At 51.5% G+C, this 22,189-nt stretch carries 22 protein-coding genes; 5 read left to right on the forward strand and 17 right to left on the reverse strand.

Annotated features, from left to right (window positions below):
• The first annotated feature begins 128 nt into the window (after positions 1–128).
• From mdtL to yieF, 4 genes are all read left to right on the forward strand, one after another.
• On the forward strand, positions 129–1,304 hold the full coding sequence (gene mdtL / locus HEM79_RS14690) for a multidrug efflux MFS transporter MdtL (RefSeq protein WP_176241529.1): 1,176 nt from the start codon (positions 129–131) through the stop codon (positions 1,302–1,304).
• Complete coding sequence (gene yidZ / locus HEM79_RS14695) at positions 1,279–2,238, forward strand: HTH-type transcriptional regulator YidZ (RefSeq protein ID WP_105290437.1); 960 nt, start codon at positions 1,279–1,281, stop codon at positions 2,236–2,238. The genes mdtL and yidZ overlap by 26 nt, the downstream gene beginning before the upstream one ends.
• A gap of 156 nt (positions 2,239–2,394) precedes the next feature.
• Entirely contained in the window at positions 2,395–3,144 is a 750-nt protein-coding gene (locus tag HEM79_RS14700; RefSeq protein ID WP_010347267.1) for a 4'-phosphopantetheinyl transferase family protein, read from the forward strand.
• A gap of 21 nt (positions 3,145–3,165) precedes the next feature.
• The gene (yieF, locus tag HEM79_RS14705; RefSeq protein WP_176241530.1) at positions 3,166–3,732 is read left to right on the forward strand and encodes a class I chromate reductase YieF; all 567 of its coding nucleotides are present in this window, start codon (positions 3,166–3,168) and stop codon (positions 3,730–3,732) included.
• Positions 3,733–3,785: 53 nt separating this feature from the next.
• On the opposite strand, the gene adeP is transcribed toward yieF, so the two are convergent.
• A complete protein-coding gene (gene adeP / locus HEM79_RS14710) occupies positions 3,786–5,123 on the reverse strand; it encodes an adenine permease AdeP (RefSeq protein WP_010354153.1) in 1,338 nt (445 codons plus the stop codon).
• 166 nt (positions 5,124–5,289) lie between these two features.
• Between adeP and yieH the strand changes: the two genes are divergently transcribed.
• On the forward strand, positions 5,290–5,955 hold the full coding sequence (gene yieH / locus HEM79_RS14715; protein ID WP_032226867.1) for a 6-phosphogluconate phosphatase: 666 nt from the start codon (positions 5,290–5,292) through the stop codon (positions 5,953–5,955).
• A 69-nt stretch (positions 5,956–6,024) separates the two neighbouring features.
• On the opposite strand, the gene phoU is transcribed toward yieH, so the two are convergent.
• The 16 genes from phoU to atpI all read right to left on the reverse strand — a co-directional run bounded on the left by phoU (position 6,025) and on the right by atpI (position 21,578).
• Positions 6,025–6,756: a phosphate signaling complex protein PhoU gene (gene phoU / locus HEM79_RS14720; protein ID WP_000377802.1), complete on the reverse strand. Its 732-nt coding sequence runs from the start codon at positions 6,754–6,756 to the stop codon at positions 6,025–6,027.
• Between the two features lie 14 nt (positions 6,757–6,770).
• The gene (gene pstB / locus HEM79_RS14725; RefSeq protein WP_000063120.1) at positions 6,771–7,544 is read right to left on the reverse strand and encodes a phosphate ABC transporter ATP-binding protein PstB; all 774 of its coding nucleotides are present in this window, start codon (positions 7,542–7,544) and stop codon (positions 6,771–6,773) included.
• A gap of 90 nt (positions 7,545–7,634) precedes the next feature.
• Positions 7,635–8,525: a phosphate ABC transporter permease PstA gene (pstA, locus tag HEM79_RS14730; protein ID WP_001251991.1), complete on the reverse strand. Its 891-nt coding sequence runs from the start codon at positions 8,523–8,525 to the stop codon at positions 7,635–7,637.
• Entirely contained in the window at positions 8,525–9,484 is a 960-nt protein-coding gene (pstC, locus tag HEM79_RS14735) for a phosphate ABC transporter permease PstC (RefSeq protein WP_000741617.1), read from the reverse strand. The genes pstA and pstC overlap by 1 nt, the downstream gene beginning before the upstream one ends.
• Positions 9,485–9,569: 85 nt before the next feature.
• Positions 9,570–10,610 carry a phosphate ABC transporter substrate-binding protein PstS gene (gene pstS / locus HEM79_RS14740; RefSeq protein WP_176241531.1) on the reverse strand — a complete coding sequence of 347 codons (1,041 nt, stop codon included), beginning with the start codon at positions 10,608–10,610 and terminating at the stop codon, positions 9,570–9,572.
• A gap of 313 nt (positions 10,611–10,923) precedes the next feature.
• Complete coding sequence (gene glmS, locus HEM79_RS14745) at positions 10,924–12,753, reverse strand: glutamine--fructose-6-phosphate transaminase (isomerizing) (protein WP_176241532.1); 1,830 nt, start codon at positions 12,751–12,753, stop codon at positions 10,924–10,926.
• A 161-nt stretch (positions 12,754–12,914) separates the two neighbouring features.
• Positions 12,915–14,285 carry a bifunctional UDP-N-acetylglucosamine diphosphorylase/glucosamine-1-phosphate N-acetyltransferase GlmU gene (gene glmU / locus HEM79_RS14750; protein ID WP_176241533.1) on the reverse strand — a complete coding sequence of 457 codons (1,371 nt, stop codon included), beginning with the start codon at positions 14,283–14,285 and terminating at the stop codon, positions 12,915–12,917.
• A gap of 405 nt (positions 14,286–14,690) precedes the next feature.
• A complete protein-coding gene (locus tag HEM79_RS14755; protein ID WP_001251965.1) occupies positions 14,691–15,110 on the reverse strand; it encodes a F0F1 ATP synthase subunit epsilon in 420 nt (139 codons plus the stop codon).
• 20 nt (positions 15,111–15,130) lie between these two features.
• Positions 15,131–16,513, reverse strand: coding sequence for a F0F1 ATP synthase subunit beta (atpD, locus tag HEM79_RS14760; protein ID WP_000190506.1), 1,383 nt, complete (start codon positions 16,511–16,513; stop codon positions 15,131–15,133).
• Positions 16,514–16,539: 26 nt separating this feature from the next.
• Complete coding sequence (gene atpG, locus HEM79_RS14765; RefSeq protein ID WP_000896498.1) at positions 16,540–17,403, reverse strand: F0F1 ATP synthase subunit gamma; 864 nt, start codon at positions 17,401–17,403, stop codon at positions 16,540–16,542.
• Positions 17,404–17,453: 50 nt separating this feature from the next.
• The gene (gene atpA / locus HEM79_RS14770) at positions 17,454–18,995 is read right to left on the reverse strand and encodes a F0F1 ATP synthase subunit alpha (protein WP_001176745.1); all 1,542 of its coding nucleotides are present in this window, start codon (positions 18,993–18,995) and stop codon (positions 17,454–17,456) included.
• A 12-nt stretch (positions 18,996–19,007) separates the two neighbouring features.
• Entirely contained in the window at positions 19,008–19,541 is a 534-nt protein-coding gene (gene atpH, locus HEM79_RS14775) for a F0F1 ATP synthase subunit delta (RefSeq protein ID WP_001288587.1), read from the reverse strand.
• Between the two features lie 14 nt (positions 19,542–19,555).
• Positions 19,556–20,026 (reverse strand): F0F1 ATP synthase subunit B, encoded by a 471-nt coding sequence (atpF, locus tag HEM79_RS14780; protein WP_001052219.1) that lies wholly within the window; start codon positions 20,024–20,026, stop codon positions 19,556–19,558.
• Between the two features lie 61 nt (positions 20,027–20,087).
• On the reverse strand, positions 20,088–20,327 hold the full coding sequence (gene atpE, locus HEM79_RS14785; protein ID WP_000429386.1) for a F0F1 ATP synthase subunit C: 240 nt from the start codon (positions 20,325–20,327) through the stop codon (positions 20,088–20,090).
• A 46-nt stretch (positions 20,328–20,373) separates the two neighbouring features.
• Positions 20,374–21,189: a F0F1 ATP synthase subunit A gene (gene atpB / locus HEM79_RS14790; protein ID WP_000135622.1), complete on the reverse strand. Its 816-nt coding sequence runs from the start codon at positions 21,187–21,189 to the stop codon at positions 20,374–20,376.
• 8 nt (positions 21,190–21,197) lie between these two features.
• A complete protein-coding gene (gene atpI, locus HEM79_RS14795) occupies positions 21,198–21,578 on the reverse strand; it encodes a F0F1 ATP synthase subunit I (protein ID WP_000116663.1) in 381 nt (126 codons plus the stop codon).
• Positions 21,579–22,189: the final 611 nt, after the last annotated feature.

The raw sequence follows: 22,189 nt of genomic DNA on the forward strand, positions 1-22,189 counted from the left end.
TTCAAGAAGCCAGCCATTTCGCTGGCTTCTTTCCTGTCAGGAAATCACTTATGTCCAAATGGCAACTCGCCTGATTCTCCTTCACCACGTATGCTTTGCGCCACCTTCCCGTCAGGACGCTTTAGCTCATGTCCCGTTTCTTAATTTGTAGTTTTGCCCTGGTTTTACTTTATCCCGCAGGGATTGATATGTACCTCGTTGGTTTACCGCGCATCGCCGCCGACCTCAATGCCAGCGAAGCGCAGTTGCATATTGCGTTCTCCGTTTATCTGGCGGGGATGGCGGCAGCGATGTTATTTGCCGGTAAAGTGGCCGATCGTTCAGGAAGAAAACCGGTCGCCATACCCGGCGCGGCACTATTTATTATCGCCTCGGTGTTCTGTTCACTGGCTGAAACCAGCACGTTATTTCTTGCCGGGCGATTTCTGCAGGGGCTGGGCGCGGGCTGTTGTTACGTGGTGGCGTTCGCCATTTTACGCGACACACTGGACGATCGACGTCGGGCAAAAGTACTGTCGTTACTCAACGGTATTACCTGCATCATTCCGGTGTTAGCGCCGGTACTCGGGCATCTGATTATGCTTAAATTCCCGTGGCAAAGCCTGTTCTGGGTAATGGCGATGATGGGCTTCGCAGTACTGATGTTGTCTTTATTTATTTTAAAAGAAACGCGCCCTGCAGCGCCTGCCGCTTCGGACAAGCCACGAGAGAATACCGAATCGCTGCTTAACCGTTTTTTCCTCAGCCGTGTTGTTATCACCACACTCAGCGTTTCGGTGATCCTCACCTTCGTGAATACGTCGCCAGTATTGATGATGGAAATCATGGGTTTTGAGCGCGGAGAATACGCCACCATTATGGCGCTGACCGCAGGCGTCAGCATGACCGTATCGTTCTCAACGCCGTTTGCATTGGGAATTTTTAAGCCGCGAACGCTGATGATCACGTCACAAGTATTATTCCTGGCAGCCGGTATCACCCTTGCATTTTCGCCTTCCCATGCGGTTTCTCTGTTTGGCATCACGCTGATTTGCGCCGGTTTTTCGGTGGGCTTCGGCGTGGCAATGAGTCAGGCATTAGGCCCGTTTTCGTTGCGCGCAGGCGTGGCCAGCTCGACCTTAGGCATCGCGCAGGTTTGCGGTTCATCACTGTGGATTTGGCTGGCGGCGGTGGTCGGTGTCGGTACATGGAATATGCTGATCGGGATTCTGATTGCCTGTAGCATAGTGAGCCTGTTGTTGATTATGCTCGTCACTCCTGGACGCCCCGTTACCGCTCATGAAGAAATCCATCACCACTCTTGACCTTAATTTGCTGCTCTGCCTGCAACTACTGATGCAGGAGCGCAGCGTAACCAAAGCGGCGAAACGGATGAACGTGACGCCTTCGGCGGTGAGCAAGTCATTGGCAAAACTTCGGGCATGGTTTGATGATCCGCTCTTTGTGAATTCACCGCTGGGTCTGACGCCTACACCGCTGATGGTCAGCATGGAACAAAATCTGGCGGAATGGATGCAAATGAGCAACCTGCTGCTGGATAAACCGCATCACGAAACGCCGCGCGGTCTTAAGTTTGAACTGGCGGCGGAGTCGCCGCTGATGATGATCATGTTTAACGCGTTATCGAAACAGATCTACCAGCGTTACCCCCAGGCGACCATCAAACTACGTAACTGGGATTACGATTCGCTGGATGCGATTACCCGTGGCGAAGTGGATATCGGTTTTTCCGGTCGTGAAAGTCATCCCCGTTCGCGGGAGCTACTAAGTTCACTGCCGTTATCCATTGATTATGAAGTGCTGTTTAGTGATGTACCCTGCGTCTGGCTACGCAAAGATCATCCGGCACTACGTGAAGCGTGGGATCTGGATACCTTTTTACGTTATCCGCATATCAGCATTTGCTGGGAACAGAGCGATACGTGGGCGCTGGACAATGTGTTACAGGAGCTAGGCCGAGAACGCACGATTGCTATGAGTCTGCCAGAATTTGAGCAGGCGCTATTTATGGCGGCGCAGCCCGACAATCTGCTACTGGCGACCGCGCCACGCTACTGTCAGTACTACAATCAGCTCCACCAACTGCCGTTGGTTGCTCTTCCTCTCCCGTTTGATGAAAGCCAGCAAAAAAAGCTGGAAGTACCGTTTACTCTGCTGTGGCACAAACGGAATAGCCATAACCCGAAGATCGTCTGGTTACGGGAAACCATTAAAAATATTTACGCCTCGATAGCATAATAAAATCGTATAAAACGCGACCACATTTCACGATAAAATGTAAAAAACATGTAATAAACTTATCCGAATCGAACTTTTCGCCACTTTAGTCTGTCCATAGTTCCAGCAAATGATTACTCTTGTATTCATAATGGACCATTAAGCATGGAGCGAAAAATGGCGACTCACTTTGCCCGAGGGATTTTAACGGAAGGACATCTTATATCTGTTCGTCTCCCCTCCCGGTGTCATCAAGAAGCCCGAAATCTTCCCCCTCATCGTCAAAGTCGTTTTCTGGCGTCCAGAGGTTTACTCGCAGAACTGATGTCTATGCTGTATGGCATAAGCGAATTACCAGAGATCGTCACCCAGGCTAAAGGAAAGCCGGTTTTCCTCGATAAAAATCTGCCATCATTTTCAATATCCTATGCCGGAAATATGGTCGGCGTAGCGTTAACAACCGAAGGTGAGTGTGGTCTTGATATGGAGCTACAGCGCGCGACACGCGGGTTTCATAGTCCCCATGCCCCCGATAACCCTATTTTTTCCAGCAATGAATCGTTATGGATCAGTAAGCAGAACGATCCTAATGAAGCACGAGCACAACTCATTACTTTGCGCCGAAGCGTGCTAAAACTTACCGGCGATGTACTGAATGACGACCCGCGCGATCTGCAATTGCTGCCCATTGCCGGACGCCTGAAATGTGCCCATGTAAATCATGTAGAAGCGTTATGCGACGCAGAGGACGTGCTGGTGTGGTCCGTGGCGGTCACTCCAGCGATTGAGAAGCTCAGTGTCTGGGAGTTAGATGGTAAGCAAGGCTGGAAAAGTCTGCCGGATATTCACAGTCGCGCCAACAACCCCACCAGCCGGATGATGCGTTTTGCCCAGCTCTCTACCGTGAAGTCTTTTTCGCCAAATTGATAGACAACCACAGGAGTCATCATGTCTGAAAAATTGAAGGTGGTCACGTTACTGGGGAGCCTGCGCAAAGGCTCATTTAATGGCATGGTTGCACGTACACTGCCGAAAATTGCCCCTGCGGGTATGGAAGTCAATGCGTTACCTTCCATTGCCGACATTCCCCTGTATGACGCTGACGTACAGCAGGAAGAAGGTTTTCCAGCGACAGTTGAAGCTCTGGCGGAACAAATTCGCCAGGCTGACGGCGTGGTGATCGTCACGCCGGAATATAACTACTCCGTGCCGGGCGGACTGAAAAATGCCATCGACTGGCTATCTCGCCTGCCGGATCAACCGCTGGCCGGTAAACCGGTGTTGATTCAGACCAGCTCAATGGGCGTGATTGGCGGCGCGCGCTGTCAGTATCACCTGCGCCAGATTCTGGTTTTTCTCGACGCGATGGTAATGAACAAACCAGAGTTTATGGGCGGTGTGATTCAGAACAAAGTCGATCCACAAACCGGAGAAGTGATTGATCAAGGAACACTGGATCATCTGACCGGACAATTGACCGCATTTGGTGAGTTTATTCAGCGAGTTAAGATCTAAATAAAAAACCCGCCAGCAATCATGCATGGCGGGTTTTTAACGCGTTATCGATTTTAGTGGGCGTCGATAAACACAATCTTCAGGATAAACAGCAGCGCAACGATGATTACGCACGGGCTTAGATCACGCAGACGTCCGGTGCCGATTTTCATCACGCAGTAGGAAATGAAGCCCAGCGCGATACCTTCGGTAATAGAAAAGCTGAACGGCATCATCACGGCGGTAATAAACGCCGGAACGGATTCAGTAAGATCCTGCCATTTCACGCGAGCAAGACTTGAGGTCATCAGTACGCCCACGTAGATCAGCGCGCCAGCAGCGGCATAGCCAGGCACCATTCCCGCCAACGGTGACAGGAAGATAACCAGCAGGAATAGCAGGCCGACAACCACTGCCGTCAGACCGGTACGACCGCCAACGGAAACGCCGGAAGAAGACTCAATGTACGCCGTGACGGAAGATGTACCGATAAACGAACCGGTAACAGAAGAGATACTGTCGACATACAGCGCCTGCTTCATGCGCGGGAATTTACCTTTCTCATCCGCCAGACCTGCTTTATCGGTCACGCCAATCAACGTACCGGAAGAGTCAAACAGGTTGACCAGCATGAAAGAGAAAATCACCCCTGCCAGTCCGAGGTTAAACGACCCGGCTAAATCCACATGACCCACTACCGTCATCACGCTCGGCGGTGCGGAGACAATGCCGTTGTAGTGCACATCACCCAGCATCCAGCCCAGAAGCGTCGTCACCACGATGGAAACCAGCACCGCCGCGTGAATGTTGCGCGAGGCCAGAATAGCAATGATGAAGAAGCCGAGGATACCCAGCAGCACGCTGTGAGAAGTCAGGTTACCGATGCTGACCAGCGTTTCCGGGTTAGCGACAATGACACCTGCGTTTTTCAGCCCCATCATACCAATGAACAGGCCGATACCGCTGGTGATCCCCACACGCAGACTCACTGGAATGTTGGCAATCATCCAGTAGCGAACGCGGAAAATCGTCAGTAACAGCAAACCAATAGCGCCCCAGAAAATGGCACCCATCCCGACCTGCCATGGCAAGCCCATCGCCTGCACAACGACAAAAGCGAAGAACGCATTCAGACCCATAGCGGGAGCCAGCGCGACTGGCAGGTTAGCAAACAGCCCCATCAGAATACTGCCGAACGCAGCAATCAGACAGGTAGTGACGAAGACGGCGCTGGTGTCCATGCCAGCGACGCCGAGAATTTGCGGGTTAACAAAAACGATGTAAACCATCGTCAGGAAGGTGGTAAAACCGGCGATCACTTCGGTCCGTGCCGTCGTGCCATGTTCGCGCAGTTTAAACACGCGTTCCAGCATCCCCTGGCCAGAAGCCTGGGTTGTGTGTTGTTGACTCATTATCTATTTCCGAACAAGGAGGGAAAATCCGTCGCTATCGTATACCAAAATGAGACAATATGGACGGCTGAAGATAACTTTTTTTCATTGTATTTGCTTATACGGCAACGATTGCGTCGCGCCAATCTGCATGACGAAAACGTTAAACTAACGATAAAGGAAAGACATGTCCCAGATAGAAGCGGTATTTTTCGACTGTGACGGTACGCTGGTAGATAGCGAGGTCATTTGCTCTCGCGCCTATGTCACGATGTTCAGGGAATTTGGCATTCACGTTGACCTGGAAGAAATTTTTACCCGTTTTAAAGGCGTAAAACTCTACGAAATCATCGACATCATTAGCAAAGAACAGGGCGTAGAAATGGTTCGTGCCGATGCCGAGCACGTTTACCGTGCGGAAGTGGCGCGTCTGTTTGATAGCGAACTGGAGGTGATTGCGGGTGCTAACGAATTGCTGGCGAGCGTTAACGTGCCGATGTGCGTCGTCTCTAACGGCCCGGTCAGCAAAATGCAACATTCGCTTGGCAAACTCAATATGCTGCACTATTTCCCGGAAAAACTGTTCAGCGGTTACGACATCCAACGTTGGAAGCCCGATCCGGCGTTAATGTTCCATGCTGCAAAAGCGATGAATGTGAACGTTGAAAACTGCATTCTGGTTGATGACTCCAGCGCCGGTGCGCAGTCAGGAATCGATGCCGGTATGGAAGTGTTTTACTTCTGCGCTGACCCGCACAATAAGCCGATCGTTCATCCGAAAGTCACTACTTTTACCCATCTTTCACAGTTACCAGAACTCTGGAAGGCTCGCGGCTGGGATATCACTCAGTAAATAAAGAGACCGGTGATATATCTCACCGGTCAGATTACGTACTCGCAGATTGCCGGATGCGGCATACGCTTAGCGTGACGCTTTCGGATCTTTCTCTGCCAGCAGTTTATCCAGTTCATCGCCGCCGACGTGACGGAAATCCTGCCCTTTCACGTAGTAGAAGATGTATTCACAGATATTCTGGCAACGGTCGCCGATACGCTCGATGGAGCGCGCGCAGAACAGCGCGGTAAGTACGCTCGGAATGGTGCGCGAATCTTCCATCATGTAGGTCATCAACTGGCGCACGATACCTTCGTACTCCTGATCGACTTTTTTATCTTCACGATAAATTCGTACCGCTTCGTCAATATCCATGCGCGCGAACGCGTCCAGCACGTCATGCAGCATCTGGATTGTGTGACGCCCCAGCGACTCCAGACTCACCAGCAACGGCTGATGCTGCTGGGAGAATTTCTCCAGCGCGGTGCGGCAGATTTTATCCGCCACGTCACCAATACGCTCCAGCTCGGCAATGGTTTTACTAATTACCATCACCAGACGCAGGTCGCTCGCCGTCGGCTGACGTTTGGCAATAATGCGCACACAGGCTTCATCGATTGCCACTTCCATCATGTTGACGTTTTTGTCGCCTTCGATCACGCGCTTCGCCAGATCGCTGTCCTGGTTGTGCATGGCGGTGATGGCATCAGTAAGCTGTTGCTCCACCATGCCGCCCATGGTCATCACCTGCGTGCGGATGCTTTCCAGTTCGGCATTGAACTGGCCAGAAATATGTTTATTAAGATTGAGACTGTCCATAACGCACTCCTGAATCAACCGTAACGACCGGTGATGTAGTCTTCTGTTTGTTTCTTCGCTGGCTTGGTGAACAGATCGTCCGTGTTGCTGAACTCAATCAATTCGCCCATATACATAAATGCCGTGTGGTCGGAACAACGCGCAGCCTGCTGCATGTTGTGGGTGACGATCACCACGGTGTAATCCTGCTTCAGTTCGGTAATCAGCTCTTCAATACGCCCGGTGGAGATAGGGTCGAGCGCCGAACACGGTTCATCAAGCAGCAGCACTTCCGGGCGAATGGCGATACCACGCGCAATACACAGACGCTGTTGCTGACCACCAGAGAGAGAGTAACCACTCTGGTGCAATTTATCTTTGGTTTCGTTCCACAATGCGGCTTTGGTCAATGCCCACTGTACGCGCTCGTCCATGTCGGCACGAGAGAGCTTCTCAAACAGACGGACACCAAAAGCGATGTTGTCGTAAATGGACATCGGGAACGGCGTCGGTTTCTGGAACACCATGCCCACTTTCGCACGCAGCAGGGCGATATCCTGAGTGTTAGTCAGGATGTTGTCGCCATCGAGCAAAATTTCACCTTCCGCACGCTGATCCGGGTACAGTTCAAACATTTTATTGAAGGTACGCAGCAGCGTCGATTTACCGCAGCCGGACGGCCCGATAAACGCCGTAACCTGGTTTTTAGCGATATCCAGGTTGATGTTTTTCAGGGCATGGAATTTGCCGTAGTAGAAGTTCAAATTACGAACCTGAATTTTACTCGGGGCAGTTTCAACCATACTCATTGCAATCTTTTCCTCATCGTGCCTGATGCACTTCGCTAATCAGGCTTACCGTAGGCCGGATAAGGCGCTCACGCCGCATCCGGCAAAGTATTAACCGTGTTTATTCTTCGCAAAAACAACGCGCGCCAGAATGTTCAGCAGCAGGACGCACAGGGTGATGATCAATACCCCGGCCCAGGCCAGTTGCTGCCATTCCGCAAATGGGCTCATCGCAAACTTAAAGATCGTCACCGGCAGGTTGGCGATCGGCTGCATCATGTCGGTGCTCCAGAACTGGTTGGAGAGCGCGGTAAACAGCAGCGGCGCGGTTTCACCAGCAATACGGGCAATCGCCAGCAGGATACCGGTCATGATCCCGGACACCGACGCTTTCAGCGTAATCGCGGAGATCATCTTCCACTTCGGCGTACCCAGCGCATAAGCCGCTTCACGCAGGCTGTCCGGCACCAGTTTCAGCATGTTCTCGGTGGTACGGATAACAATCGGCACCTGCAACAGCGCCAGGGCAATTACGCCCGCCCAGCCGGAGAAGTGCTCCATCTGCGCCACCACGATGGTGTAGACAAACAGACCAACCACAATCGACGGCGCAGAGAGCAAAATGTCGTTAATGAAGCGAATCACTTCTGCCAGCCAGGATTTACGGCCATATTCCGCCAGATAAATCCCCGCCATGATGCCCAGCGGCGTACCGAATACCGTGGCCCACAAAATTAACAGACCGCTACCCGCCAAGGCGTTCGCCAGACCACCGCCTTCGGTATTTGGCGGCGGCGTCATTTCGGTGAACAGCGCCAGCGACATACCGTCGATACCGCGAGTGATGGTGGACATTAAAATCCAGATCAGCCAGAACAGGCCGAAGGCCATCGTCGCCATTGAAAGCGTCAGCGCAATACGGTTTTTGAGGCGGCGACGCGCCTGCATTTTGCGGCGGGATTCCGCCAGCGCCGCAGTGGTTTGCATTTCAACCATAGCCATTAGCGTGCCCCCTCATTCTTAGCCAGGCGCATAATCATAAACTTCGATGCGGCCAGGACGATGAAGGTAATTACAAACAGGATCAAGCCGAGTTCCATCAGTGCGGCAACGTGCAGGCCAGATTCAGCTTCCGCAAATTCGTTGGCCAGCGCGGAAGTGATACTGTTGCCTGGCATGTACAGCGAGGCGCTGTCGAGCTGGTAGGTGTTACCGATGATAAAGGTCACCGCCATGGTTTCACCGAGCGCGCGCCCCAGCCCCAGCATGATGCCGCCGATAACACCATTTTTGGTGAACGGAAGAACGATACGCCAGATAACTTCCCAGGTAGTACAGCCGATACCGTAGGCCGACTCTTTCATCATCACAGGTGTCTGTTCGAACACATCGCGCATGACCGCCGCAATGTACGGAATGATCATAATGGCGAGGATCACGCCTGCCGCGAGGATACCGATACCAAAGGCCGGGCCGGAGAACAGCGCGCCGACAATCGGGATATTCGACAGGATATTGCCGACCGGCTCCTGGAAGTAGACGGCGAACAGCGGCGCAAAGATAAACAGACCCCACATGCCGTAAACGATACTTGGAATGGCTGCCAGCAGCTCAATGGCGATCCCCAGCGGGCGCTTCAGCCAGCCTGGCGCAAGTTCGGTCAGGAACAGGGCGATACCGAAACTCACCGGAACGGCGATCAGCAGCGCGATAAACGAGGTCACCAGCGTACCGTAGATCGGCACCAGCGCCCCGTAAATATCGTTCGGTGCATCCCACTCTTTGGTCCACAGGAAAGCCAGACCAAATTTCTGAATGCTCGGCCAGGAGGAGATGATCAGAGAGACAATAATACCACCCAACATCAATAGCACAATCAGCGCCGCCAGTTTTACCAGCACGCTGAAAATTATGTCGCCCTTTTTACCCGGTGGGTTAAAAGCAGGCTTGGTTGCAGCCATAAGTTACTCTTCAGTTAAACGCGTTTACAAAGTCATTTTGTAATGCCGGATGCGGCGTTAGCGCCTTATCCGGCATGGTGTTTTATTAGTACAGCGGCTTACCGCTACTGTCTTTAATATTGGTCTTCCACGCAGCGCGAACCTGTTCTACAACGCTCTCCGGCAGGCTGGCATAATCCAGGTCATTAGCCTGTTTAGCCCCGGTTTTGTATGCCCAGTCGAAGAACTTCAGCACTTCTACACCCTGCTCAGGTTTCTTCTGATCTTTGTGGATCAGTATGAACGTGGTAGAGGTGATCGGCCATGCATCTTCGCCTTTCTGGTTGGTCAGATCCTGAGAGAAGGTTTTGCTCCAGTCTGCGCCTTTTGCTGCATTGGCAAAGTTTTCTTCGGTCGGACTAACCGGTTTACCATCAGCGGAGATCAGTTTGGTGTACGCCAGGTTATTCTGCTTAGCGTAAGCATATTCAACGTAACCAATGGCACCCGGCAGACGCTGAACGAACGCGGCGATACCGTCGTTACCTTTACCGCCCAGACCGATCGGCCATTTTACGGTAGAGCCAGTACCAACGTTGTTTTTCCACTCTTCGTTCACTTTCGCCAGGTAGCTGGTGAAGACGAAGGAAGTACCGGAGCCATCTGCACGGCGCACTACGGCAATGTTCTGTGAAGGCAGTTTCAGACCCGGATTCAGTTTGGCGATGGCTTCGTCATCCCACTTTTTAATTTTGCCCAGGTAGATGTCACCGAGAGTTTTACCATCCAGCACCAGTTCACCAGATTTCAGACCCGGCAGGTTAACCGCCAGCACCACGCCGCCAATCACGGTCGGGAACTGGAAAAGACCTTCCTGAGCCAGTTTTTCGTCAGACAGCGGCGCATCAGAAGCACCGAAATCAACGGTGTTAGCGATAATCTGTTTTACGCCACCGGAAGAACCGATACCCTGGTAGTTAACTTTATTACCGGTTTCTTTCTGGTAAGTGTCAGCCCATTTGGCATACACCGGCGCAGGGAAGGTTGCACCTGCACCTGTCAGGCTTGCTTCTGCAAACACAGAGAAAGCACTCATCGATAAGGTCGCGGCGACAACAGTTGCGACGGTGGTACGCATAACTTTCATAATGTCTCCTGGGAGGATTCATAAAGCATTGTTTGTTGGCTACGAGAAGCAAAATAGGACAAACAGGTGACAGTTATATGTAAGGTTTATGACAGTTTTATGACAGAGAGAGAAAGTCTTCAGTCTGATTTAAATAACCGTTTATATTCAGTTAATTAAAAATATTAATAACGAAGAGATGACAGAAAAATTTTCATTCTGTGACAGAGAAAAAGTAGCCAAAGATGACGGTTTGTCACATGGAGTTGGCAGGATGTTTGATTAAAAATATAACAGGAAGAAAAATGCCCCGCTTACGCAGGGCATCCATTAATTATTCAACCGTAACCGATTTTGCCAGGTTACGCGGCTGGTCAACATCGGTGCCTTTGATCAGCGCGACATGGTACGCCAGCAGTTGCAGCGGAACGGTGTAGAAAATTGGAGCAATCACCTCTTCCACATGCGGCATCTCGATGATGTGCATGTTGTCGCTGCTCACAAAACCAGCGTCCTGATCGGCAAAGACGTACAACTGACCGCCACGCGCGCGAACTTCTTCAATGTTGGATTTCAGTTTTTCCAACAGTTCGTTGTTCGGCGCAACAACGATAACCGGCATATCTGCATCAATCAGCGCCAGCGGACCGTGTTTCAGTTCACCCGCAGCGTAGGCTTCAGCATGAATATAGGAGATCTCTTTCAGCTTCAATGCGCCTTCCAGCGCGATGGGATACTGATCGCCACGGCCCAGGAACAGCGCGTGATGTTTGTCAGAGAAATCTTCTGCCAGTGCTTCAATGCGTTTGTCCTGAGACAGCATCTGCTCAATACGGCTCGGCAGCGCCTGCAGACCATGCACGATGTCATGCTCAATGGAGGCATCCAGACCTTTCAGGCGAGACAGTTTGGCCACCAGCATCAACAGCACAGTTAACTGAGTGGTGAAGGCTTTGGTAGATGCCACGCCAATTTCAGTACCGGCATTGGTCATCAGCGCCAGATCGGATTCACGCACCAGAGAAGAGCCAGGAACGTTACAGATTGCCAGCGAACCAAGGTAACCCAGCTCTTTTGACAAACGCAGGCCAGCCAGAGTATCAGCCGTTTCACCAGACTGCGACAGAGTGATCATCAGACTGTTACGGCGCACGGCTGATTTGCGATAGCGGAATTCAGAGGCGATTTCGACGTCGCACGGAATGCCTGCCAGCGATTCAAACCAGTAGCGGGAAACCATACCAGAGTTGTAAGAAGTGCCACAGGCGAGGATCTGAATATGCTCAACCTTCGACAGAAGTTCATCGGCGTTCGGTCCCAGCTCGCTTAAATCAACCTGACCGTGGCTGATACGTCCGGCGAGAGTGTTTTTGATGGCGTTTGGCTGTTCGTAGATCTCTTTCTGCATGTAGTGGCGGTAAATACCTTTATCGCCCGCGTCATATTGCAGATTGGATTCGATATCCTGACGTTTTACTTCTGCGCCAGATTTATCGAAGATGTTTACCGAACGGCGAGTGATTTCCGCAATATCGCCCTCTTCAAGGAAGATAAAGCGACGAGTCACTGGCAACAGCGCCAGCTGGTCAGAAGCGATAAAGTTTTCGCCCATCCCCAGGCCAATCACCAGCGGGCTACCGGAACGTGCCGCCAGCAAAGTATCCGGGTTGCGGGTGTCCATGATCACCGTACCGTACGCGCCACGCAGTTGCGGGATAACACGCAGAACGGCCTCACGCAGGGTGCCGCCCTGTTTCAGTTCCCAGTTCACCAGGTGAGCAATAACTTCGGTGTCAGTTTCAGAAACAAAGGTATAGCCACGCGCTTTTAACTCTTCGCGCAGCGGTTCATGGTTTTCGATGATGCCGTTATGCACCACCACAATGTGTTCAGAAACATGCGGATGCGCATTCGCTTCAGAAGGTTCGCCGTGGGTTGCCCAGCGAGTGTGAGCAATACCGGTGCCGCCATGCAGAGGATGTTCTTCCGCTGCCTGAGCCAGCATCTGGACTTTACCGAGACGACGTAAGCGGGTCATATTTCCGTTTGCGTCGACAACTGCCAGACCGGCAGAGTCATAACCACGGTATTCCAGACGACGTAAACCTTCGAGAAGGATTTCAGCTACATCACGTTGCGCGATCGCGCCAACAATTCCACACATAGTTTTTAATTCCGATTGATATCGTTGTCGGTCAACCTGTATGCCCGATTTTTCGGGCGCCCCGAGCCTTGTAGAGAGTGGGGTTATTTTTATAGTTACTGCTTGTGGGCGGGAGATTATGTTATCTCCTCATCCCTGATGGCCGGATTACCCAGCCAGAATTACTTTTTCTTAACCGGACGACGCCAGCCTTCTTTTTGTGCCTGCGGCACACGGCTGATTGCCAGGGCATTTTCACCAACATTGCGCGTTACGGTAGTACCCGCAGCAATGGTCGCGCCTTTACCAACCGTTACCGGTGCAACAAGTTGGGTGTCAGAACCGACAAATACATCGTCGCCAATAATGGTTTTAAATTTATTCGCACCGTCGTAGTTGCAGGTAATGGTTCCCGCGCCGATGTTAACGTTATCGCCGATTTCCGCATCGCCCAGGTAAGTCAGATGACCGGCTTTCGAGCCTTTACCCAAACGCGCTTTTTTCATCTCAACGAAGTTACCGACGTGTGCGCCTTCCAGCAGCTCTGCACCGGGGCGCAGACGGGCAAACGGGCCAATGGTACAGGCCGCAGCCAGATTCGCGTCTTCCACCACGGTATATGGGCTGATTTCGCAATCATCACCAATCACGCTGTTTTTAATCACGCAACCAGTGCCAATTTTCACGCGATTGCCGAGAGTAACATTACCCTCGATGATAACGTTAGTATCAATTTCAACATCGCGCCCGTGAGTAAGCGTACCGCGCAGATCAAAACGCGCCGGATCGCGCAGCATAACTCCCGCCAGCAGCAGTTTTTCTGCCTGTTCGGACTGATAAACGCGCTCCAGACGGGAGAGTTGCAGACGGTTATTTACACCTTCGACTTCGCTTAAACGCTGCGGATGTACAGCGACGATGTCACGCCCTTCCTGATACGCCAGAGCAATAATGTCGGTAATGTAGTACTCGCCCTGAGCATTATTATTGGTCAGCTTCGCCAGCCAGCGTTTCATATCTGCACCGTTGGCGATCAGAATACCGGTGTTGATCTCCTGGATTTGACGCTGCTCGTCGGTAGCATCTTTATGCTCAACAATGCCGGTAACTTTGCCATTCTCACGGGTAATGCGACCATAACCGGTCGGGTCATCCAGTTTCACTGTCAGCAGACCAATGCCACCCTGCGGTTTTGCATCACGCAGGCGCTGGAGTGTTTCGACCGAGATCAGCGGTACATCGCCGTAGAGCATTAAAATGTCTTCATCATCGGCAAAGAAAGGTGCGGCCTGCTGCATTGCATGACCAGTACCCAACTGCTCAGCCTGAAGCACCCAGTTCAGGTTGTCATCTTTCAACGACTGTTTAAGCAGATCGCCGCCGTGACCGTAAACCAGGTGAACGTGCGCTGCGCCTAATTCATTCGCAGCATCAATGACATGCTGAACCATCGCTTTCCCGGCAAGGGTATGCAGCACTTTTGGAATATCGGAATACATGCGAGTGCCTTTGCCTGCTGCAAGGATCACTACGCTCATAGCATTATTCAACATACGCGTCCTGACTGTGATTTGAGAACGAATTTAAACCGCTTCACCTTGAAAAAACTACATTTTTTTCATCGTGAAATGGACAGAGGATAAATTGTGCAATAAAGGATTATCCCTACTGACGAAAACACCATTTTCGACCATTGGCGCGCCTTTTGTCTGCATAAAAGTAAGGTAGCACCTTCATTTAAGTGTCTACATGATGTTTTTGCTCTTATTTCGATCAATGAATAAACGAGAAAACCAGCAAAGAATTTCGCTGGTTTATATAAAAAGTGTTAATCGCGGAACATGAATGACCACAGCACAAATCCTGCTGTACTACTATCCAGATGAAAATATGCGCGGCGCACGCAATAAAAAAGCCAGCCTGTTTCCAGACTGGCTTTCGTGCTTTTCAAGCCGGTGTTACATCGCTTTTTTGGTCAACTCGATAACGCGCAGCTGCGCGATCGCTTTGGCCAGTTCCGCAGACGCCTGAGCGTAATCTACGTCGCCGTGAGAGCTGCTAATGTGCTCTTCAGCCTTACGTTTCGCTTCCATGGCTCGCGCTTCGTCGAGATCCTGGCCGCGAATTGCGGTGTCGGCCAGAACGGTCACGTTGCCAGGCTGCACTTCAAGAATGCCGCCAGACAGATAGATAAACTCTTCGTGACCGTGCTGTTTCACGATGCGAATCATACCAGGCTTAATGGCGGTGAGCAGCGGTGCGTGCCCTGGGTAGATCCCCAGTTCACCTTCGCTACCCGTTACCTGGATTTTCTCGACCAGACCAGAGAACATTTGTTGCTCTGCGCTGACGACGTCCAGGTGGTAAGTCATTGCCATATCACCCTCCGATTAAGGCGTTAAAGTTTTTTGGCTTTTTCCACTGCTTCTTCGATGGAACCGACCATGTAGAACGCCTGCTCCGGCAGGTGATCGTATTCGCCTTCCATGATGCCTTTAAAGCCACGGATGGTGTCTTTCAGGGAGACGTATTTACCCGGAGAACCGGTGAATACTTCTGCCACGAAGAACGGCTGGGACAGGAAACGCTGGATCTTACGAGCGCGCGCTACCACCAGTTTGTCTTCTTCCGACAGTTCATCCATACCCAGGATGGCGATGATGTCTTTCAGTTCCTGATAACGTTGCAGGATGGACTGAACGCCACGAGCGGTGTCGTAGTGTTCCTGACCAACCACCAGCGGATCCAGCTGACGGCTGGTGGAGTCCAGCGGGTCAACTGCCGGGTAGATACCCAGAGACGCGATCTGACGGCTCAGTACCACGGTTGCGTCAAGGTGCGCAAAGGTGGTTGCCGGAGACGGGTCAGTCAAGTCATCCGCAGGTACGTATACCGCCTGTACGGAGGTGATAGAACCGGTTTTGGTGGAGGTGATACGTTCCTGCAGAACGCCCATCTCTTCCGCCAGGGTCGGCTGATAACCTACCGCTGAAGGCATACGACCCAGCAGTGCGGATACTTCAGTACCGGCCAGGGTGTAACGATAGATGTTGTCAACGAACAGCAGTACGTCACGACCTTCGTCACGGAATTTCTCAGCCATGGTCAGACCGGTCAGAGCAACGCGCAGACGGTTTCCCGGCGGCTCGTTCATCTGGCCATACACCAGGGATACTTTGTCGATAACGTTGGAGTCGGTCATTTCGTGGTAGAAGTCGTTACCCTCACGAGTACGTTCACCTACGCCCGCAAACACAGAGTAACCGGAGTGCTCGATCGCGATGTTACGAATGAGCTCCATCATGTTTACGGTTTTACCTACACCCGCACCACCGAACAGACCAACTTTACCGCCCTTCGCGAACGGACACATCAGGTCGATAACTTTGATACCGGTTTCCAGCAGTTCCTGAGAGTTTGACAGCTCTTCGTAGGAAGGTGCTGCGCGGTGAATCGCCCAACGCTCTTCTTCACCGATCTCGCCTTTCATGTCGACCGGTTCACCCAGTACGTTCATGATACGACCCAGAGTCGCTTTACCTACCGGGACTTCGATCGGGTGTTCGAGGTCTTTTACATCCAGACCGCGACGCAGACCGTCGGAAGAACCCATTGCGATGGTACGCACGATACCGCCGCCGAGCTGCTGCTGAACTTCCAGCACCAGACGCTCATTACCATTTTGCACCTCAAGAGCATCGTACACGCGCGGTACGGCATCCTGAGGGAATTCGACGTCAACTACGGCGCCGATTACCTGGACAATCTTTCCAGTAGCCATCTTAAATCCTCTACGAAATAACCTGTTTAAACCGCGGCGGCCCCCGAGACGATCTCGGTGAGTTCCTGAGTAATGCTGGCCTGACGAGCTTTGTTGTATACCAACTGCAGCTCTTTAATCAGGCTGCCGCCATTGTCGGTCGCGGCTTTCATCGCCACCATACGGGCGGCCTGCTCGCTGGCCAGGTTTTCAACCACGCCCTGATAAACCTGAGATTCGACATAACGACGCAGCAGGGTATCCAGCAACGCCTTCGGATCGGGTTCGTACAGGTAATCCCAGGATTTATGTTTCAGATCATCATCATCTGACGCCGGTAATGGCAGCAGCTGGCTGATGGTCGGAACCTGAGACATGGTGTTAATAAATTTGTTGCTGACAATGTAAAGCTTGTCCAGACGGCCTTCGTCGTAGGCCTGCAACATCACTTTTACCGGACCGATCAGTTCGGACAGGGAAGGGTTATCCCCCATGCCGGTGACCTGGGCAACAACATTGCCGCCCACGGAGTTGAAGAACGAAACACCTTTCGAGCCGATCATTGCGAGGTCGCATTGAACGCCTTTGTCGGTCCAGGTCTTCATTTCCGCCAGCAGTTTTTTGAACAGGTTAATGTTCAAACCACCGCACAAACCACGGTCGGTCGACACCACCAGGTAGCCCACGCGTTTAACGTCGCGGTCTTCCAGGTATGGGTGCTTATATTCCAGATTACCGTGTGCAAGGTGACCAATCACTTTGCGCATGGTTTCTGCATAAGGACGGCTGGCCGCCATGCGATCCTGCGATTTACGCATTTTGGAAGCGGCGACCATCTCCATCGCTTTAGTGATCTTTTGCGTGTTCTGGACGCTTGCGATCTTACTACGTATCTCTTTTGCGCCGGCCATGAGCTTCTCCTCAATGCCTTGCGGCCTGCCCTAAGGCAAGCCGCCAGACGTTACCAGGATTGGGTTGCTTTGAAGGAATCGAGGATGCCTTTCAGCTTGCCTTCGATTTCGTCGTTGTAGCCACCGGTCTGGTTGATCTCTTGCATCAACGGAGCGTGATCACGGTCGACGTAAGCCAGCAGCGCGGCTTCGAAGCTGCCGATTTTCGACAGTTCAACATCCGCCAGGTAACCACGTTCTGCTGCGAACAGAACCAGAGACTGCTGCGCAACGGACATCGGCGCATACTGTTTCTGTTTCAGCAGTTCGGTCACTTTCTGACCGTGGTCAAGCTGCTTACGGGTTGCATCGTCAAGGTCGGATGCAAACTGAGAGAACGCTGCCAGTTCACGATACTGTGCCAGAGCGGTACGGATACCACCGGACAGTTTTTTCATGATCTTGGTCTGTGCTGCACCACCAACACGGGATACGGAAATACCCGGGTTAACCGCAGGACGAATACCGGCGTTGAACAGGTTGGTTTCCAGGAAGATCTGACCATCAGTAATGGAGATTACGTTGGTCGGAACGAACGCAGAAACGTCACCTGCCTGAGTTTCGATAATCGGCAGCGCGGTCAGAGAACCGGTTTTCCCTTTCACTTCACCTTTGGTGAAGGCTTCAACGTATTCGGCGTTAACACGCGCAGCACGCTCCAGCAGACGAGAGTGGAGGTAGAATACGTCGCCCGGGAATGCTTCACGTCCAGGCGGACGACGGAGCAGCAGGGAGATCTGACGGTAAGCAACAGCCTGTTTAGACAGGTCATCGTAAATGATCAGCGCATCTTCGCCACGGTCACGGAAGTATTCGCCCATTGCGCAACCGGCATACGGTGCCAGGTATTGCAGTGCTGCGGATTCAGACGCGGTTGCTACCACAACGATAGTGTTAGCCAGTGCGCCGTGCTCTTCCAGTTTACGTACCACGTTAGAAATGGTGGACGCTTTCTGACCGATAGCGACATAGATACATTTGATACCGGAATCGCGCTGGTTGATGATGGCATCGATAGCCAGTGCGGTTTTACCGGTTTGACGGTCACCGATGATCAATTCACGCTGACCACGACCGATTGGGATCATGGAGTCAACGGCTTTATAACCGGTCTGTACCGGCTGATCTACGGACTGACGTTCGATAACGCCCGGAGCGATTGCTTCTACAGCAGAGAAGCCGTCGTGATCCAGCGGACCTTTACCGTCGATTGGCGCACCCAGAGTGTTAACCACACGCCCCAGCAGGCCACGGCCAACCGGAACTTCCAGGATACGACCAGTACACTTAACTTTCATGCCTTCGGCAAGGTCAGCGTACGGACCCATAACTACCGCACCTACAGAGTCGCGCTCGAGGTTCAGTGCGATAGCGTAACGGTTACCCGGCAGGGAGATCATTTCACCCTGCATACAATCGGCCAGGCCGTGGATGCGGATAACACCGTCACTTACAGAAACAATAGTACCTTCGTTGTGAGCTTCACTCACAACATTGAACTGAGCAATGCGCTGCTTGATCAGTTCGCTGATTTCGGTGGAATTCAGTTGCATGCTCCAGTCCCCTTAAGACTGCAAGACGTCTGCAAGGCGCTCAAGACGACCGCGTACGCTGCCATCAATGACCATATCACCCGCTCGGATGATAACGCCTGCCATTACAGACTTATCGATTTTGCAATTCAGCTTAACTTTGCGTGACAGACGTTTTTCCATCGCAGCAGAAATTTTCGCGAGCTGTTGTTCACTCAATGCAGCAGCGGAAATGACGTCTACCTCAGCGGTAGCCTCACTCACGGCACGCAGATGAATAAACTGCTCCAGAACATCCGGGAGCGCGTTAAGACGACCATTTTCAGCCATTACCCGAATCAGGTTCTGACCATTTTCGTCCAGTTGCTCACCACAAACTGCGATAAACGACTCGGCGAGCGTTTCTGGCGCTAGCGCGCCAGAGAGAAGCTCTGCCATCTGTTCGTTTTTGGTTACCTCGGCGGCAAACGCCAGCATGTCCTGCCAGCGTTCTACACTTTGGTGTTCGACGGCAAAGTCAAAAGCTGCTTTGGCGTAGGGGCGAGCTACCGTAATAAATTCAGACATCAGCCCCTCCCTCCTTACAGTTCAGCGACAAGTTTATCCACGATGTCGCTGTTAGCAGCTTCATCCACGGAACGTTCGATGATCTTCTCGGCGCCAGCAACAGCCAGGATAGCAACTTGCTTACGCAGCTCTTCACGGGCACGTTTACGCTCGGCTTCAATTTCCGCCTGCGCCTGAGCCACGATTTTAGTACGTTCCTGTTCTGCCTCAGCTTTCGCTTCGTCCAGAATCTGCGAGCGGCGTTTGTTCGCCTGCTCGATGATTACCTGGGCTTCCGCTTTCGCTTTTTTCAGCTGGTCGGTCGCGCTGGCCTTTGCAAGGTCAAGGTCCTTATGTGCTCGTTCTGCGGAAGCAAGGCCGTCAGCAATTTCTTTTTGACGTTTTTCGATGGCAGCCATTAATGGCGGCCATACGTACTTCATGCAGAACAGAACGAACAGGACAAACGCGATGGCCTGGCCGAGGATTGTTGCGTTAAGATTCACAGCACAATGCCTCTATTTAGTTAACGTTCTGATATTGCTCTTTAAATAAAAGCAACGCTTACTACGCGACAGCGAACATCACGTACAGACCCAGACCTACAGCGATCATCGGGATAGCATCCACCAGACCCATAACGATAAAGAACTGAGTACGCAGCAGAGGAATCAGATCAGGTTGACGCGCTGCGCCTTCCAGGAATTTACCCCCGAGGATGCCGATACCGATCGCAGCACCGATTGCCGCCAGACCCATCATCACAGCGGCAGCCATGTACAGCAGATCCATATTCAGGTTTTCCATGACAGTCTCCAGTTTGTTTCAGTTAAAACGTAGTAGTGTTGGTAAATTAATGTTCTTCAGACGCCATCGACAGATAGACGATCGTCAGAACCATGAAGATGAAGGCTTGCAGCGTAATGATCAGGATGTGGAAAATGGCCCACGGCACATTCAGGATCCACTGTGACCACCACGGCAACAGACCAGCAATCAGAATGAAAATCAGCTCACCTGCGTACATGTTACCGAACAGTCGCAAACCGAGTGAAACTGGTTTGGACAGCAGGCTTACCCCTTCAAGGATTAAGTTGACAGGGATGAACGCCCAGTGATTGAACGGCTGCAGCGTCAACTCTTTCGTGAAGCCGCCGATGCCTTTCATTTTGATGCTGTAGAACAGAATCAGGATAAATACGCCCAGTGCCATCGACAGCGTCACGTTCACGTCAGCAGACGGAACCACACGCAGTGCCGGCAAACCGATCCAGTGTTCTGCGATATACGGCAGCAGATCGATAGGCAGTAAGTCCATCAGGTTCATCAGGAATACCCAAACGAAGATCGTCAGGGCCAGCGGTGCAATCAGCTTGCTTTTGCCATGGTACATGTCTTTCACGCTACCATTAACAAAGCCGATTACCAGCTCAATCGCGGTCTGAAACTTACCTGGTACGCCGCTGGTCGCCTTTTTGGCTACGCTACGGAACATAAGCAGGAACAACAGACCCAGCACCACCGAGAAGAACATGGAGTCAATATTGATTGTCCAGAAGGTGGCTGGGGGGTTTTGTGGATCCACCAGCGAGAATGTACGCAGGTCCAGCTGAAGGTTATTCAGGTGGTGTCCTATGTAATCCTGCGGCGTCATATTTTCTGAAGCCATGATGCCTTTTACCCTTTGTTGTTAATTACAGCCGGTGCCAGTATCTGAACCACCAGCACCAAAACCCACGTAACGATCAGCGGCAAGAATACCGCCTTTAAAACCGCCAACGCCACCACCAGTAACACCAACATCGCCAGAACTTTGAAAGCTTCGCCAAATGCGAATGTCCAGGCCACCCGGCCTTTCGCTGGTGTATGCGCCTGGTGACGCCAGGCAAATATCATAAACAAAACGTTAGGCAGAAAGACTGCCAGGCCCCCGCTTAATGCAGAGACGCCCCAGAAGGGGTCTTTGAGGCTGAACAGCAATCCACTTGCTATCACCGCCAGTAACTGAACGAGCAGAAGCTTCCGAGCAACGTTTCGACTCAAGAGCGACACAGACATCACGTTTTTCACTCCTGCTCCCTTCGAGGTATGCCGCGTGTCGTATAAAACTTTCTTTAAGGCTTAGAGTCAAGCATCAAAAAGCGGTCAAATTATACGGTGCGCCCCCGTGATTTCAAACAATAAGTAGCCAAAAGGTGAATAAATGTTTAAATATTTTTCCAGTGCATACAATTGCGACTTTTCTGCTAACCATGCCAGATCATGAAAAACTGTAAATAACGCGTAAACACTGGTGGTAAAGAGTGCTTCAGATCACAGATTGAGCATGTTCGCGCACAGCATATTTATTTACTTGGCAAATGATGCCATTGCAAGTTTCTGATATTTCAGTCTAAAAACAGATACTGTTTTCATAAATGGCATTTACATAACAAAAACCAGGCATTGACATTCTTAATAATATTTTAACAGCGAATTATGGTTCTTAGCGCCGATTTTTAGCAGACTGATATTTTCACCGATGACTTATTTCCTGCTTACCCAAAAAAGCCACGTTAGTTCATTGATGCAAAATGGTAAACGTGGCGTTAAATGTAACCAGTTATATCAGTAGAAAACCTGGTTGTTGTTAACAGTCAAACCGATAAATTTTTTATGATTTTTTTGAT

The organism is Escherichia sp. 93.0816 (assembly GCF_013368855.2).
In the GTDB taxonomy this organism is placed as follows: Bacteria; Pseudomonadota; Gammaproteobacteria; order Enterobacterales; family Enterobacteriaceae; genus Escherichia; species Escherichia ruysiae.

Excerpts from the sequence above, each read along its gene's own strand:
- mdtL (WP_176241529.1), top strand. The coding sequence starts at position 129 with ATGTCCCGTTTCTTAATTTGTAGTTTTGCCCTGGTTTTACTTTATCCC.
- yidZ (WP_105290437.1), top strand. The coding sequence starts at position 1,279 with ATGAAGAAATCCATCACCACTCTTGACCTTAATTTGCTGCTCTGCCTG.
- HEM79_RS14700 (WP_010347267.1), top strand. The coding sequence starts at position 2,395 with ATGGCGACTCACTTTGCCCGAGGGATTTTAACGGAAGGACATCTTATA.
- yieF (WP_176241530.1), top strand. The coding sequence starts at position 3,166 with ATGTCTGAAAAATTGAAGGTGGTCACGTTACTGGGGAGCCTGCGCAAA.
- adeP (WP_010354153.1), bottom strand. The coding sequence starts at position 5,123 with ATGAGTCAACAACACACAACCCAGGCTTCTGGCCAGGGGATGCTGGAA.
- yieH (WP_032226867.1), top strand. The coding sequence starts at position 5,290 with ATGTCCCAGATAGAAGCGGTATTTTTCGACTGTGACGGTACGCTGGTA.
- phoU (WP_000377802.1), bottom strand. The coding sequence starts at position 6,756 with ATGGACAGTCTCAATCTTAATAAACATATTTCTGGCCAGTTCAATGCC.
- pstB (WP_000063120.1), bottom strand. The coding sequence starts at position 7,544 with ATGAGTATGGTTGAAACTGCCCCGAGTAAAATTCAGGTTCGTAATTTG.
- pstA (WP_001251991.1), bottom strand. The coding sequence starts at position 8,525 with ATGGCTATGGTTGAAATGCAAACCACTGCGGCGCTGGCGGAATCCCGC.
- pstC (WP_000741617.1), bottom strand. The coding sequence starts at position 9,484 with ATGGCTGCAACCAAGCCTGCTTTTAACCCACCGGGTAAAAAGGGCGAC.
- pstS (WP_176241531.1), bottom strand. The coding sequence starts at position 10,610 with ATGAAAGTTATGCGTACCACCGTCGCAACTGTTGTCGCCGCGACCTTA.
- glmS (WP_176241532.1), bottom strand. The coding sequence starts at position 12,753 with ATGTGTGGAATTGTTGGCGCGATCGCGCAACGTGATGTAGCTGAAATC.
- glmU (WP_176241533.1), bottom strand. The coding sequence starts at position 14,285 with ATGTTGAATAATGCTATGAGCGTAGTGATCCTTGCAGCAGGCAAAGGC.
- HEM79_RS14755 (WP_001251965.1), bottom strand. The coding sequence starts at position 15,110 with ATGGCAATGACTTACCACCTGGACGTCGTCAGCGCAGAGCAACAAATG.
- atpD (WP_000190506.1), bottom strand. The coding sequence starts at position 16,513 with ATGGCTACTGGAAAGATTGTCCAGGTAATCGGCGCCGTAGTTGACGTC.
- atpG (WP_000896498.1), bottom strand. The coding sequence starts at position 17,403 with ATGGCCGGCGCAAAAGAGATACGTAGTAAGATCGCAAGCGTCCAGAAC.
- atpA (WP_001176745.1), bottom strand. The coding sequence starts at position 18,995 with ATGCAACTGAATTCCACCGAAATCAGCGAACTGATCAAGCAGCGCATT.
- atpH (WP_001288587.1), bottom strand. The coding sequence starts at position 19,541 with ATGTCTGAATTTATTACGGTAGCTCGCCCCTACGCCAAAGCAGCTTTT.
- atpE (WP_000429386.1), bottom strand. The coding sequence starts at position 20,327 with ATGGAAAACCTGAATATGGATCTGCTGTACATGGCTGCCGCTGTGATG.
- atpB (WP_000135622.1), bottom strand. The coding sequence starts at position 21,189 with ATGGCTTCAGAAAATATGACGCCGCAGGATTACATAGGACACCACCTG.
- atpI (WP_000116663.1), bottom strand. The coding sequence starts at position 21,578 with ATGTCTGTGTCGCTCTTGAGTCGAAACGTTGCTCGGAAGCTTCTGCTC.